Source organism: Streptomyces longisporus, assembly GCF_039532765.1.
Lineage (GTDB): Bacteria > Actinomycetota > Actinomycetes > Streptomycetales > Streptomycetaceae > Streptomyces > Streptomyces longisporus.
Window position 1 is genome coordinate 24580 of the sequence record NZ_BAAASG010000022.1, and the last position, 13082, is coordinate 37661.

Consider the following 13082-nt stretch of genomic DNA (forward strand, 5'->3'; position numbering starts at 1 on the left):
CACATGGGTCCCGTACTCGCGGGCGTTCTCCAACTGCTCGCCCTCATCGGCGCGTTGGCACTCGCCTACGTCCCCCTCGGCAACTACATGGCCAGGGTCTACTCCTCCGACAAGCACTGGCGGGTCGAGAAGTGGATCTACCGCGGCATCGGCGCCGACCCTGGCACCGAGATGCGCTGGCCCGCGTACCTGCGCGGTGTGCTCGCGTTCTCGGCGGTGGGCGTTCTCTTCCTCTACCTGCTGCAGCGCGTCCAGGGCGTCCTGCCGCTGTCGCTCGGCTTCAAGGCCATCGACCCGGACCAGGCGTTCAACACCGCCGCGTCCTTCGTGACCAACACCAACTGGCAGTCGTACTACGGCGAGCAGGCCATGGGCCACGTCGTGCAGACCGCCGGGCTGGCCGTGCAGAACTTCGTGTCGGCCGCGGTCGGCATCGCCGTCGCGGTGGCCCTCGTGCGGGGCTTCGCGCGCTCGCGCACCGGTGCACTCGGCAACTTCTGGTCCGACATGGTGCGTGGTGTGACCCGGATTCTGCTGCCGGGTGCGTTCATCGCGGCGATCGTGCTGGTGGCGTGCGGTGCGATCCAGAACTTCTCCGGCATCCACGAAGTCGGTCAGTTCATGGGCGGGCAACAGCAGTGGAACGGCGGTGCGGTCGCCTCGCAGGAAGCCATCAAGGAGCTCGGCACCAACGGCGGCGGGTACTTCAACGCCAACTCCGCCCACCCGTTCGAGAATCCGACGCCCTTCACCAACCTCTTCGAGATCTTCCTGCTGCTCGTCATCCCGTTCTCGCTCACCCGGACGTTCGGCGTGATGGTCGGGAGCGTGAAGCAGGGTTACGCGATCCTCGCCACCATGGCCACCGTCTGGGTCGGCTTCGTCGCCCTGATGATGTGGGCCGAGTTCGCCCACCACGGCCCGGCGTTCCAGCTCGCGCACGGTGCGATGGAGGGCAAGGAGGTCCGCTTCGGCGTCGGCTCCTCGTCGATCTTCGCGGTGTCGACCACGCTCACCTCGACCGGCGCGGTGGACTCCTTCCACTCCTCCTTCACCGGCCTCGGCGGCGGCCTCACCCTGCTCGGCATGATGCTGGGCGAGATCGCGCCCGGCGGTACCGGCTCCGGCCTCTACGGCATGCTGATCATGGCGGTCATCGCGGTGTTCATCGCCGGTCTGATGGTCGGCCGTACACCCGAGTACCTGGGCAAGAAGATCGGCTCCCGCGAGATCAAGCTCGCCGCCTGCTACATCCTCATCACCCCGGCGCTGGTGCTCGTCTTCACCGCGTTCGCGATGGCCCTGCCGACCCCGTCCCACTCGATGACCAACAGCGGGGCGCACGGCTTCTCCGAGATCCTCTACGCGTATACGTCCGCGTCGAACAACAACGGCTCGGCGTTCGCCGGTCTGAACGCGGACACCCAGTGGTTCAACAGCACCCTGGGTCTGGCCATGATCCTCGGCCGCTTCCTGCCGATGGTGTTCGTGCTGGCGCTGGCCGGCTCGCTCGCCGAGCAGACGCCGGTACCGGCCACCGCGGGCACCCTGCGCACGGAAAAGCCGCTGTTCACCGGGTTGTTGGTGGGCGCGATCCTCATCATCACCGGTTTGACCTACTTCCCCGCCCTGGCGCTGGGACCGCTGGCCGAGGGGCTGGCGTCATGACCACCGACGCAACGACGCAAGAGGACTCGATGTCCACAGCCACTCCGACCCGGGCGCCGCACAGCGATGTGCCCACCGGGCAGAAGTCCCCCGAGGGCCGTGTCGGCGCGGGCCTCTTCGACCCCAAGCAGCTGCTCAGGTCGCTGCCGGACGCCTTGCGCAAACTCGACCCGCGGGTGATGGTCAAGTCCCCCGTGATGTTCGTGGTGTGGGTCGGCTCCGTCCTGACCACCGTCTTCTCCTTCAAGGACCCGGGCGACTGGTTCGGCTGGGCGATCAGCGCCTGGCTGTGGCTGACCGTGATCTTCGCCAATCTGGCGGAGGCCGTCGCCGAAGGCCGCGGCAAGGCGCAGGCGGAGACCCTGCGCAAGGCAAAGACCGACACCGTGGCGCGCCGTCTGGTGGGCGACCGCGAGGAGCAGGTGCCCGGCACCGATCTGAAGATCGGCGACCTGGTCCGCTGCGAGGCCGGGGACGTGATTCCCGGTGACGGCGATGTCGTCGAGGGCGTCGCCTCGGTCGACGAGTCGGCGATCACGGGCGAGTCGGCCCCGGTCATCCGCGAGTCCGGCGGCGATCGGTCGGCCGTCACCGGCGGCACGAAGGTGCTGTCCGACCGCATCGTCATCAGGATCACGACGAAGCCCGGCGAGACCTTCATCGACCGGATGATCAACCTCGTCGAGGGCGCCGCCCGGCAGAAGACGCCGAACGAGATCGCGCTGAACATCCTCCTCGCGTCCTTGACGATCGTCTTCCTGCTGGCCGTGGCCACGCTGCCGCCGTTCGCGGACTACGCGGGCACCCGTCTGACGATGGTCGTGCTGGTCGCCCTGCTGGTCTGTCTGATCCCGACCACGATCGGGGCGCTGCTCTCCGCGATCGGCATCGCGGGCATGGACCGACTGGTGCAGCGCAACGTACTCGCCATGTCCGGCAGGGCGGTCGAGGCCGCCGGTGACGTGTCGACGCTGCTGCTCGACAAGACGGGCACCATCACCCTCGGCAATCGCCGGGCCGCGGAGTTCGTGCCGGTGTCCGGCACCACGGAGGCCGAGCTCGCGGACGCCGCCCAGCTGTCGTCGCTGGCCGACGAGACGCCCGAGGGCCGCTCGGTCGTCGTACTGGCGAAGGAGAAGTACGGGCTGCGCGAGCGCCACCGGGGAGAGCTGACCGGGGCCGAGTGGATCGCCTTCACCGCACAGACCCGTATGTCGGGTGTGGACGTCGACGGACGCAGGATCCGCAAGGGCGCGGCCGGTTCGGTCATCGCCTGGGTGGGGGAGCGGGGCGGCGAAGTCGCGGGGGACGCGCGGGAGTTGACCGACCGGATCTCGCAGGCGGGCGGCACTCCGCTGCTGGTCGCCGTCGAGGACGACGGGGGCGCTCGCATCCTCGGTGTCATCCACCTCAAGGACGTCGTCAAGGACGGTATGCGGGAGCGGTTCGACGAGCTGCGGCGCATGGGCATCAAGACCGTCATGATCACGGGGGACAACCCGCTGACGGCCAAGGCGATCGCCGAGGAGGCGGGCGTCGACGACTTCCTTGCGGAGGCCACGCCCGAGGACAAGATGGCGCTCATCAAGCGGGAGCAGGCGGGCGGCAAGCTCGTCGCGATGACCGGTGACGGCACGAACGACGCGCCCGCGCTGGCCCAGGCGGACGTGGGCGTGGCGATGAACACCGGTACGTCGGCCGCCAAGGAGGCCGGCAACATGGTCGACCTCGACTCCGACCCGACCAAGCTCATCGAGATCGTCGAGATCGGGAAACAGCTGCTGATCACGCGCGGCGCGCTCACGACCTTCTCCATCGCCAACGATGTCGCGAAGTACTTCGCGATCATCCCGGCGCTGTTCGCGGCCGTCTATCCGGGCCTGGACAAGCTCAACATCATGGGTCTGTCCTCGCCGGACTCCGCGATCCTGTCGGCGGTCGTCTTCAACGCGCTGATCATCATCGCGCTGGTGCCGCTCTCCCTGAAGGGCGTGCGGTACCGGCCGATGAGCGCCGACAAGATGCTGCGGCGCAATCTGACGATCTACGGGATCGGCGGGCTGATCGCCCCGTTCATCGGCATCAAGATCATCGACCTGCTCATCTCGCTCGTCCCCGGGCTGTAACTCTTCAAAGGCGTGGTGAAGGACATGAACAACCCCGTTGTGAACACGGCTCGGTTGCTGGGGGCGGGTCTGCGTGCGGTGCTTGTGTTGACCGTGCTCACAGGCATCGTCTATCCGCTGGCCGTCACAGGTGTGGCGCAGGCGCTGTTCACCAACAAGGCGAACGGCTCCGAGATCAAGGCGGACGGCAAGGTCGTCGGCTCCTCCCTGATCGGACAACAGGGCTACAGTCTGGACTACTTCCAGCCACGCCCTGCCAACGGCCTGGGTGTGAACTCGGTCAACACCCAGTACCGGCTGATCCTTTCCGGTGCCACGAACCGCTCCGGCGACAACCCCGAACTCGTCAAGTGGGTCGAGGAGGCGAAGGCGAAGGTCGTCAAGGACAACTCCGTCCCCGGCTACACCGTCAGGTCCTCCCAGGTCCCCGCGGACGCGGTGACGTCCTCCGGCTCCGGCCTGGACCCGGACATCTCTCCCCAGTACGCCGACCTCCAGGTGCACCGGGTCGCCGAGCGCAACGGCCTGTCCGTCGCCCAGGTCGAGAAGCTCGTGAAGGACCACACCGAGGGCCGCACGCTCGGCTTCATCGGCGAGCCCCGCGTGAACGTCCTGGAACTCAACCTCGCGCTCAGGTCCCTTGAAGCGTGAAACTCAAGTCCCTTGAAACTAGCCCTCCTCCCCCGAAGACCCTGCCGACGGCAGCCGATCGCGGATGTCGTCCATCACCGAGGAGTCGGTGAGGGTGGTGACGTCGCCGAGCTGACGGTTCTCCGCCACGTCCCGCAGCAGGCGTCGCATGATCTTTCCCGAGCGGGTCTTGGGGAGCTCGGTGACGACCAGGATCTGCCGGGGCCGGGCGATCGGGCCGATCTCCTTGGCGACGTGGGCGCGCAGCTCGGTGGCCACCTCGTCCGCGCCGGCCGCCCCCTCCTGCTCGGCATCGCCGCGCAGGATGACGAAGGCGACGACGCCCTGCCCGGTCGTCGGGTCGGTCGCGCCGACCACGGCGGCCTCGGCGACCAGCGGATGCGAGACCAGGGCGGACTCGACCTCCGTGGTCGAGATGCGGTGGCCGGAGACGTTCATGACGTCGTCGACCCTGCCCAGCAGCCAGATGTCGCCGTCCTCGTCCTTCTTCGCCCCGTCCCCGGCGAAGTACATGCCAGGGAAGCGGGACCAGTAGGTGTCGACATACCGTTTCTCGTCGCCCCAGATCGTGCGCAGCATCGCCGGCCACGGATCCGTGAGGACCAGATAGCCGCCCGAGCCGTTCGGCACCGGCTTGCCCGTGTCGTCGACGACCTCCGCCCGCACCCCCGGCAGCGGCCGCAGGGCCGAACCGGGCTTGCAGGTGCTCACGCCGGGCAACGGGCTGATCAGCTGGGCGCCGGTCTCCGTCTGCCACCAGGTGTCGACCACGGGGCACCGGTCCTGGCCGATGTTGCGGCGGTACCAGATCCAGGCCTCGGGGTTGATGGGTTCGCCGACCGAGCCCAGCAGCCGCAGCGAGGACAGATCGAAGCGTGCCGGGAACTCGTCACCCCACTTCATGAAGGTGCGGATCGCGGTCGGGGCGCAGTAAAGGATCGTCACCCGGTACTTCTCGACGATCTCCCACCAGCGGCCCTTGTGCGGGGTGTCCGGTGTGCCCTCGTACAGCACCGAGGTCACGCCGTTGGCGAGCGGCCCGTAGACGATGTATGAGTGCCCGGTCACCCAGCCGATGTCCGCCGCCGTCCAGAACACGTCCCGCTCCGGCTTGACGTCGAACACCGCCCAGTGCGTCCACGCCACCTGTGTGAGATAGCCGCCGGTGGTGTGCAGGATGCCCTTCGGGCGGGCCGTCGTACCGGAGGTGTACATGATGTACAGCGGGTGCTCGCTGTCGAACGCCTCCGCCTCGTGCTCGGCCGGCTGCCCGGCGACCAGATCGTGCCACCACACGTCCCGGCCGTCGGTCCAGTCGACCTCCTGCCCGGTGCGCCGCACCACCAGCACGCTGCGCACATCGGGACACTCGCGCACCGCCTCGTCGACGGCGGGCTTGAGCGCGGAGGGTTTCCCCCGGCGATAGCCGCCGTCCGAGGTGATCACCACACGCGCGTCGCAGTCCAGGATCCGGCCGCGCAGCGCCTCCGCGGAGAAGCCGCCGAAGACCACGGTGTGCGGGGCGCCGATGCGGGCGCAGGCCAGCATCGCCACCACCGTCTCCGGGATCATCGGCATGTAGATGGCCACCCGGTCGCCGGTGTGCACGCCGAGGGCCTGCAGGGCGTTGGCCGCCCGGCAGACCTCCTCGGTCAGCTCGGCGTAGGTGATGGTGCGGGTGTCGCCCGGCTCGCCCTCCCAGTGGAAGGCGACCCGGTCGCCGTGACCGGCCGCGACATGCCGGTCCAGGCAGTTGTACGCCGCGTTGAGCCGCCCGCCGGTGAACCACCGGGCGAACGGTGCGCCGCTCCAGTCGAGCACCTGTTCCCAGGGCTGGGCCCAGTCCAGCCGCGCCGCCGCCGTGGCCCAGAAGGTCTGGCTGTCGGCGTCGGCCCGCTCGTAGTCCGCCGCGGTGGCGTTGGCCGCGGCGGCCAGCTCGGGAGGCGGCGGGAACCGCCGCTCCTCCCGCAGCAGGTTGGAGAGTGTCTCGCCGGCCGGCTCAGTCATGTGTGGGCTCCGGCGAACGGGCCGCCGCGGTGGGTCCGGTGCGGCATCAGATGCGCGCCGATGTTCGGGAAGACCGGCACGACGGGGCGCTGATAGGTGGAGTTGGTGACGCCCGCGAACGACGCGTACCAGGCGCACGCGGCGGTCACCAGGCCGAGCCAGCCGCCGGCCTTGGTGGTGTTCGGGGACTGGGCGAATTCGCCGATGCACAGCACGATGAACGTCGCCGACAGGGTCACGAACACGGCCAGCACCGCGCCCGTGGTGCGGGTGGCGGCGATGGTCATGTACACCGTGAAGACGGCCCAGGCCAGCAGGAACAGACCGGTCGCCTGATGCGCGGTGGCGACGGGCAGGGTGCCCGCGACGAACTTCGCGTAGGCCGCGTACGCCAGCCAGAAGGAGCCGAAGGAGGCGAATGCGGTGGCGGCGAAGGTGTTGCCCTTGCGGAACTCCCACATGCCGGCCAGCAGCTGGGCGAGCCCGCCGTAGAAGAGAGCGAGGGGCAGGACCACGGCGGCCAGTTTCTTGTCGGTGATCAGGTCCGCGTTGAAGACACTGAGGACGAACGTCGTCAGTGCGAAGGCGCCGAGACCGAGCGGGCCGGCGTCGGCGATGGGTTCTGGGTTCGAGGTTGGTGTGCTCATCTCCGCTTCCCTCTGTGATATGGATCACATGGATGCGTGATCAGTGATGAACCACGAGTGCCCCTTTCGAGGCCGGTGGACGCATGTATCTACGAACGGTGTGCCCCGTGCACTGAACGCTCCCGGTTGCTTCGTAAGGTTCGCGACGAATGCCGAATGTTTCGTGCGTCCTGGATGCGGAGTGCAGGCAGCGGGGATCAATGCATCGCCATGCCAAAGGGGTTGCCCGCAGATTCACCGCGTACAAGGGGTTGCCACCGTTTGGGAGCTGTCTCTAGGGTGCGGCAACAACGCAGCTTTCTGGATCATCTCCGAAACTTTCGGTCCCAGCGGACGGTCGTGGACGCGCCGTCCCTACCCAAGGAGCGCATGATGGGCGACCGGGCACTGTCCCGCCGCGGCTTCCTGGCGGCCTCCGCCGCGGCCGGTCTGGGCATGACGGCACTGAGCGGATGCGGCGGAAACTCGGACGGAGGGTCGTCGGACGGGACGACCACCATCGAGTGGTGGAACATCTCCACCACCGAACCGGCGAAGACCGTGTGGGCCGCTCTGGCCAAGAAGTTCGAGGCCCAGAACCCCAAGGTCAAGGTAAAGATCGTCCAGCTGGAGAACGACGCCTACAAGTCGAAGATGACGGCGCTGACCGCCTCCGGGAAGCTCCCCGACATCTTCCACACCTGGGGCGGCGGCGTCCTCAAGCAGCAGGTCGACGCCGGGCTCGTCGAGGACCTCACCGACAAGACCAAGCCCTGGGCCGACGGCATGCTGCCGGTCGCCAAGAAGCCGTACATCCTCGACGACAAGACGTACGCGATCCCGTTCGACATCGGCATGGTCGGCTTCTGGTACAACAAGGCGCTCTTCCAGCAGGCCGGCGTCAGCACGCCCCCGACCACCTGGAGCGGCTTCCTCGACGCCGTGCGCAAGCTGAAGGCCAAGGGCATCACGCCGATCGCCCTCGCGGGCAAGGAGAAGTGGCCCGGCATGTACTACTGGGCCTATCTCTCGATGCGCACCGCCGGCATCGACGCGCTGCAGAAGGCCAGCGACACCAAGGACTTCACCGGCCCGGGGTTCGTCCAGGCGGGGCAGCACCTCAAGGACCTGGTCCAACTACAGCCGTTCCAGAGGGGGTTCCTCGGCGCGGCCTACTCCACGCCCACCGGAGAAGCCGCCACCGTCGGCAACGGCAAGGCGGCCATGGAGCTGATGGGCCAGTGGGCCCCGAGCGTGCAGGCGGACCAGGGCAAGGGACTCGGCAAGGACCTCGGCTTCTTCCCGTTCCCCGCGGTCGAGGGCGGAAAGGGCTCCCTCACCGAGGTGTTCGGCGGGGGCGGCGGACACGCCCTGCGCAAGGGCGCACCGCAGGCGGCCGTCGACTTCCTGAAGTTCTTCGCCTCCAACGCCACCGACATCGAACTGGTCAAGAAGACCAACACCATCCCGGTCGTCCCGGCCGCGGAGAGCGCCCTGTCCGACCCCAACATCAAGGCCGTGGAGGCACAGTTGAAGGCCGCCACCGGCTTCCAGCTCTTCCTCGACCAGGCGTACGCCCCCGCCGTCGGCCAGGAGGTCAACGACAGCGTCGCCGCGCTCATCGCCGGATCCAAGTCCCCCGAGCAGGTCACGCAGTCGATCACGAAGACCGCGAAGGAAGAGCAGTAACCGGCGATGACCTCCACGTCCTCCACGTTCCTTCCGGACAAGCGGAGCGGACCGAGCGTCGAACTCCCGCCTCCCGCCGCGGACTTCGCGCGGGGGCGGGCCCGGCGGCGCCTGCTCAACTGGCTCACCGCGGTCGGCTTCCAGGTGCCCGCCCTGGTGCTGTTCATCGGGCTGGTCCTGCTGCCCATGCTGTTCGCCCTGTACACGGCCTTCTTCCGGTGGGGCGGCTTCGGAATGCCCTCCGACTACGCGGGCACGGACAACTTCACCCGGCTCTTCCAGGACGACGTCTTCCTGGGCGACCTGTGGCGCTGCCTGCTCCTGGTCGTGCTGTCGCTCGCACTGCAGCTGCCGTTCGCGCTCGCCATGGCCGTGGCGCTCAACCAGCGGCTGCGCGGCCGGGCCGTGTACCGGATGCTGTTCTTCGCGCCCTACGTCCTGTCCGAGGCCATCACCGGCGTGCTGTTCAGCATGGTCTTCGCGCCGGGCGACGGACTCGCCGACCACGTCCTGGGCGCCGTCGGCCTCGACGGACTGGGCGGGGAGTGGTTCGCCGACCCCTCCTACGTCATGGCGACCCTGTTCCTGGTCATGACCTGGAAGTACTTCGGCTTCCACATGATGCTCTACCTGGCCGGACTCCAGTCCATCCCGGCGGAGTTGACGGAGGCGGCGCTGATCGACGGCGCCGGGCCATGGCAGCGCTTCCGCAACGTCACCCTGCCGCTGCTCGCGCCCACCCTGCGCATCAGCATCTTCCTCTCCGTGATCGGGGCCATCCAGCTCTTCGACCTGGTGTGGGTGATCACCCAGGGCGGCCCCGACCACCACTCCGAGACGATGGCCGTGACCATGTTCCAGTACGGCTTCAAGCGCTATCAGGTCGGCTACGCCAGCGCGATCAGCGTGGTCATGTTCGGCATCTGCCTCGTCTTCGCCCTCGCCTACCAGCGGTTCGTGCTCCGCCGCGACCTCGAAGGTGCCACCACGAACATGAGGGGAGACGGCACGTGAAGACCCTGCGCCAACTGCCGCTGCACATCGTCCTGGTCGCCGTCGGCGCGGTGATGGTCGTCCCTCTGCTGTACGCCGTGCTGTCCGGCTTCAAATCGACCGCCGAGCTGTCCCGCAACCCGTTCGGGCTGCCCGAGCACTGGCTGACCGGCAACTACACCGACATCCTCGGCGGCGGCGACTTCTGGCGGCTGCTGGGCAACAGCACCCTGGTCGCGGTGGCGACAACGGTGCTGGTGGTCACGGTGTCCGCGCTCGCGGCCTTCTCTTTCGCGCGGTTCGCCTTCCGTGGCCGCGAGGTGCTGTTCACCTTCTTCACGATGGGGTTGATGTTCCCCTTCGCGGTGGCCGCACTGCCGCTGTTCCTCCTCCTGCGCTATCTCGGCCTGCTGGACAACCCGCTCGGCGTGATCCTTCCGCAGGCCGCCTTCGCGCTGCCGATGACGATCATCATCCTGCGCGGCTTCTTCCGGCAGATCCCGGGCGAGCTGGAGGAGGCGGCCACCCTCGACGGGTGCAGCGCCTTCGGGTTCTTCTGGCGGGTGCTGCTGCCGATGGCACGGCCGGCCCTCGGCACGGTCTCGGTCCTCGCCGTGGTCGCCAGCTGGAACAACTTCATGCTGCCGCTGCTGGTGTTCACCGACTCCAAGTGGTGGACGCTGCCCCTCGGCGTCGCGCAGTTCCAGGGCCAGTACTCGTCGGAATACGCGCGTGTCTTCGCCTATCTCGTCCTCGCGATGGTTCCCGCCCTCGCCTTCTACTCGGTCGCCGAGCGGCAGCTCGTCGGCGGCCTCACCGCCGGTGCCACCAAGGGATGAGGCGCACCGGCGTCCGTACGGCCCCGCACCCCACACCGTGAGGAGTCGCACCATGCGCAAGACCACCCGTCTCAGACTCGCCGGAGGCCTCGCCGCCGTCCTGGTCGCCGCCGGGATCGCCACCGGCCCCGCGGCCCAGGCGAGCCCGAAGCAGCCGACGCTCGCGGAACTGGCCCAGCGCCACGGCCGCTACTTCGGCAGCGCCACCGACAACCCCGAACTCACCGACACCGCCTACACGGCCGTGCTCGGCAGCGAGTTCGACATGATTACGCCCGGCAACGGCATGAAGTGGTACGCCACCGAGCCCCAACAGGGCGTCTTCGACTGGACGAACGGCGACCAGATCGTCAACCTGGCCCGCAAGAACCATCAGCGGGTCCGCGCCCACACCCTGGTCTGGCACAGCCAGCTGCCCGACTGGCTCACCGGGCGCCAGTGGACAGCGGACGAGCTCAGGGCCGTACTGAAGAAGCACATCCAGACCGAAGTACGGCACTACCGCGGCAAGGTCTACTCCTGGGACGTCGTCAACGAGGCGTTCAACGAGGACGGCACCTACCGCGAGACCCTCTGGTACAAGACGCTCGGCCCCGGCTACATCGCCGACGCCCTGCGCTGGGCCCACCAGGCCGACCCGCACGCCAGGCTCTACCTCAACGACTACAACATCGAGGCCGTCGGCCCGAAGAGCGACGCCTACTACCAGCTGGCGAAGGACCTCAAGGCCCACAAGGTCCCGCTCGACGGCATCGGACTCCAGGCCCATCTGGCCCTCCAGTACGGCTATCCGACGACCCTGGAGGACAACCTGCGCCGCTTCTCGCGGCTCGGCCTCGACACCGCGCTCACCGAGGTCGACGTGCGGATGATCCTGCCCGCGACCGACGAGAAGCTGGCGCAGCAGGCCCAGTGGTACCGGGACCTGACCGAGGCATGCCTCGCAGTGCGGCGGTGCGTGGGCATCACCATCTGGGACTACACCGACAAGTACTCCTGGATCCCGGCGTTCTTCCCCGGTGAGGGCGCTGCGCTCCCCTGGGACGAGCAACTGCTGCCCAAGCCCGCCTACTTCGCGATCAGGACGGCGCTCGGCGGCAAGTAGAGAACGCCCCGGCGGTGCAGTGGGGAGCACCGCCGGGGTCCGGCACCCCCGGCTCAGGGCGCCGGGGGTGCCGTGCTCGACCGCACCACCAGCTCCGTGCCCAGCTCCACCCGCGGTGAGTCGGGCTGTTCCCCGCGGGCCAGGCGCAGCACCGTGCCGACGGCCAGCTTGCCCATGCCGGCCAGCGGCTGGCGCACCGTCGTCAGCGGCGGGGCCGACCAGCGCACCTCCGGAAGGTCGTCGAAACCGACCACGCTCATGTCCTGCGGCACTCTGAGGCCCCGCCGGCGCAGTGCCTCGATCGCGCCGAGTGCCATCTGGTCGCTGGCCGCGAACACCGCCGTCGGCGGTTCGGGCAGGTCGAGGAAGGTGTTGCAGCCCGTGAAGCCGGACTCGGGGTGGAAGTCGCCCGGCACGACGAGGGTTTCGTCGACCGAGAGCCCCGCGCCCTCCAGCGCGGCGCGGTGGCCGTCGAAGCGGGCCCTTGAGCACAGCAGCCTGGGCGGGCCCGCGATGAGGCCGATCCTGCGGTGGCCCAGGGACAACAGGTGCCGGGTGGCCGCCATGCCGCCCGACCAGTTGGCGGCACCGATGGTGGGGACGTCGAGGGCAGGGGAGCCCGCCGGGTCGACGACCACCAGGGGAACGCCGAGGGCGCGCAACTCCTCGTGCAGCACCGGTTCCAGCGCCGAGGTGACCAGGACGACGCCGTCGGAGGCGCGGGCCCGCAGATTGCGCATCCACTCGCGGGCGTCACCGGAGCGGCCGTGGATCGCCGACACCACGGTGCCGACCCCGGCCGCGTGCGCTGCCTCCTCGACGCCCCGGATGATCTCCACCGCCCAAGGGCTGTCGAGGTCGTTGAAGACCAGGTCGAGCAGGGCGGCACCGGACGCGGGAGCGGCGGCGCGCCTGCGGTGGCCGTGCCGCAGCAGCAGGTCCTCGATCCGGGCGCGGGTCTGCGGCGAGACGTCCAAGCGGCCGTTGACGACCCGGGACACGGTCGGCACCGAGACCCCGGCCTGCCGGGCGATCTCCGTGATCGTGACCTTGCCGCGCACCTCGGACAGCCCCTCGGCCCCGACCTCGTCCGTCGTCAATTCCCCACCTCCGTCGACGTGACCGGCACACGCCACTACGCGCTGTGATCGCCCCCGCACATGCGTCGGGGCCGGTTCGCAGGGTGTCCTTGCGACCGGCCCCTCAAGTCTCCGGGCGGTGTGGCGCGCCGCCCGGTGCCGCTCAGGCGGCCGTCATCACCTGGCCGGCGCCCAGCGGGCGGTGCGGCGCGATGATCTGGCCGTCGGGCAGGAGCTCACCGGTGTCGTCGACTATGCCGATCAGTCTTCCGGGTGTCTTTGATGTCCAACTCGCTGTC

The 13082-nt window shown here is 68.8% G+C and carries 11 protein-coding genes; 7 read left to right on the plus strand and 4 right to left on the minus strand.

All coding sequences use genetic code 11. The annotated features are described in order from the left end of the window. Positions 1-3 precede the first annotated feature (3 nt). Genes kdpA through ABD355_RS36405 form a run of 3 tightly spaced genes read left to right on the plus strand, consistent with a single transcriptional unit; the run spans position 4 to position 4445 of the window. A complete protein-coding gene (kdpA, locus tag ABD355_RS36395; RefSeq protein ID WP_344405281.1) occupies positions 4-1668 on the plus strand; it encodes a potassium-transporting ATPase subunit KdpA in 1665 nt (554 codons plus the stop codon). Then, on the plus strand, positions 1665-3794 hold the full coding sequence (kdpB, locus tag ABD355_RS36400; protein ID WP_344405282.1) for a potassium-transporting ATPase subunit KdpB: 2130 nt from the start codon (positions 1665-1667) through the stop codon (positions 3792-3794). Before kdpA ends, kdpB begins: the two co-directional genes overlap by 4 nt. Positions 3795-3818: 24 nt before the next feature. Further along, entirely contained in the window at positions 3819-4445 is a 627-nt protein-coding gene (locus tag ABD355_RS36405; RefSeq protein WP_344405283.1) for a potassium-transporting ATPase subunit C, read from the plus strand. Between the two features lie 18 nt (positions 4446-4463). On the opposite strand, the gene acs is transcribed toward ABD355_RS36405, so the two are convergent. Beyond that, positions 4464-6452 (minus strand): acetate--CoA ligase, encoded by a 1989-nt coding sequence (gene acs, locus ABD355_RS36410; protein ID WP_344405284.1) that lies wholly within the window; start codon positions 6450-6452, stop codon positions 4464-4466. Next, the gene (locus ABD355_RS36415; RefSeq protein WP_344405285.1) at positions 6449-7099 is read right to left on the minus strand and encodes an acetate uptake transporter; all 651 of its coding nucleotides are present in this window, start codon (positions 7097-7099) and stop codon (positions 6449-6451) included. Before ABD355_RS36415 ends, acs begins: the two co-directional genes overlap by 4 nt. 372 nt (positions 7100-7471) lie before the next feature. Here ABD355_RS36415 and ABD355_RS36420 point away from each other — a divergent pair, with 372 nt between their 5' ends. From ABD355_RS36420 to ABD355_RS36435, 4 genes are read left to right on the plus strand one after another with little or no spacing between them, the layout of a single operon-like run. Next, on the plus strand, positions 7472-8767 hold the full coding sequence (locus ABD355_RS36420; protein WP_344405286.1) for an extracellular solute-binding protein: 1296 nt from the start codon (positions 7472-7474) through the stop codon (positions 8765-8767). A gap of 6 nt (positions 8768-8773) precedes the next feature. Beyond that, positions 8774-9781: a carbohydrate ABC transporter permease gene (locus ABD355_RS36425; RefSeq protein WP_344405288.1), complete on the plus strand. Its 1008-nt coding sequence runs from the start codon at positions 8774-8776 to the stop codon at positions 9779-9781. 53 nt (positions 9782-9834) lie between these two features. Next, positions 9835-10599, plus strand: coding sequence for a carbohydrate ABC transporter permease (locus ABD355_RS36430; protein WP_344405294.1), 765 nt, complete (start codon positions 9835-9837; stop codon positions 10597-10599). A gap of 52 nt (positions 10600-10651) precedes the next feature. After that, on the plus strand, positions 10652-11704 hold the full coding sequence (locus tag ABD355_RS36435; protein WP_344405290.1) for an endo-1,4-beta-xylanase: 1053 nt from the start codon (positions 10652-10654) through the stop codon (positions 11702-11704). Positions 11705-11757: 53 nt separating this feature from the next. Here the strand turns inward: ABD355_RS36435 and ABD355_RS36440 are convergent, their stop codons facing one another. Then, positions 11758-12804 carry a LacI family DNA-binding transcriptional regulator gene (locus tag ABD355_RS36440; protein ID WP_344405292.1) on the minus strand — a complete coding sequence of 349 codons (1047 nt, stop codon included), beginning with the start codon at positions 12802-12804 and terminating at the stop codon, positions 11758-11760. 142 nt (positions 12805-12946) lie between these two features. Then, positions 12947-13082 (minus strand): DUF5999 family protein (locus tag ABD355_RS36445; protein WP_344405295.1); only part of this gene is annotated, 136 nt, incomplete at its 5' end.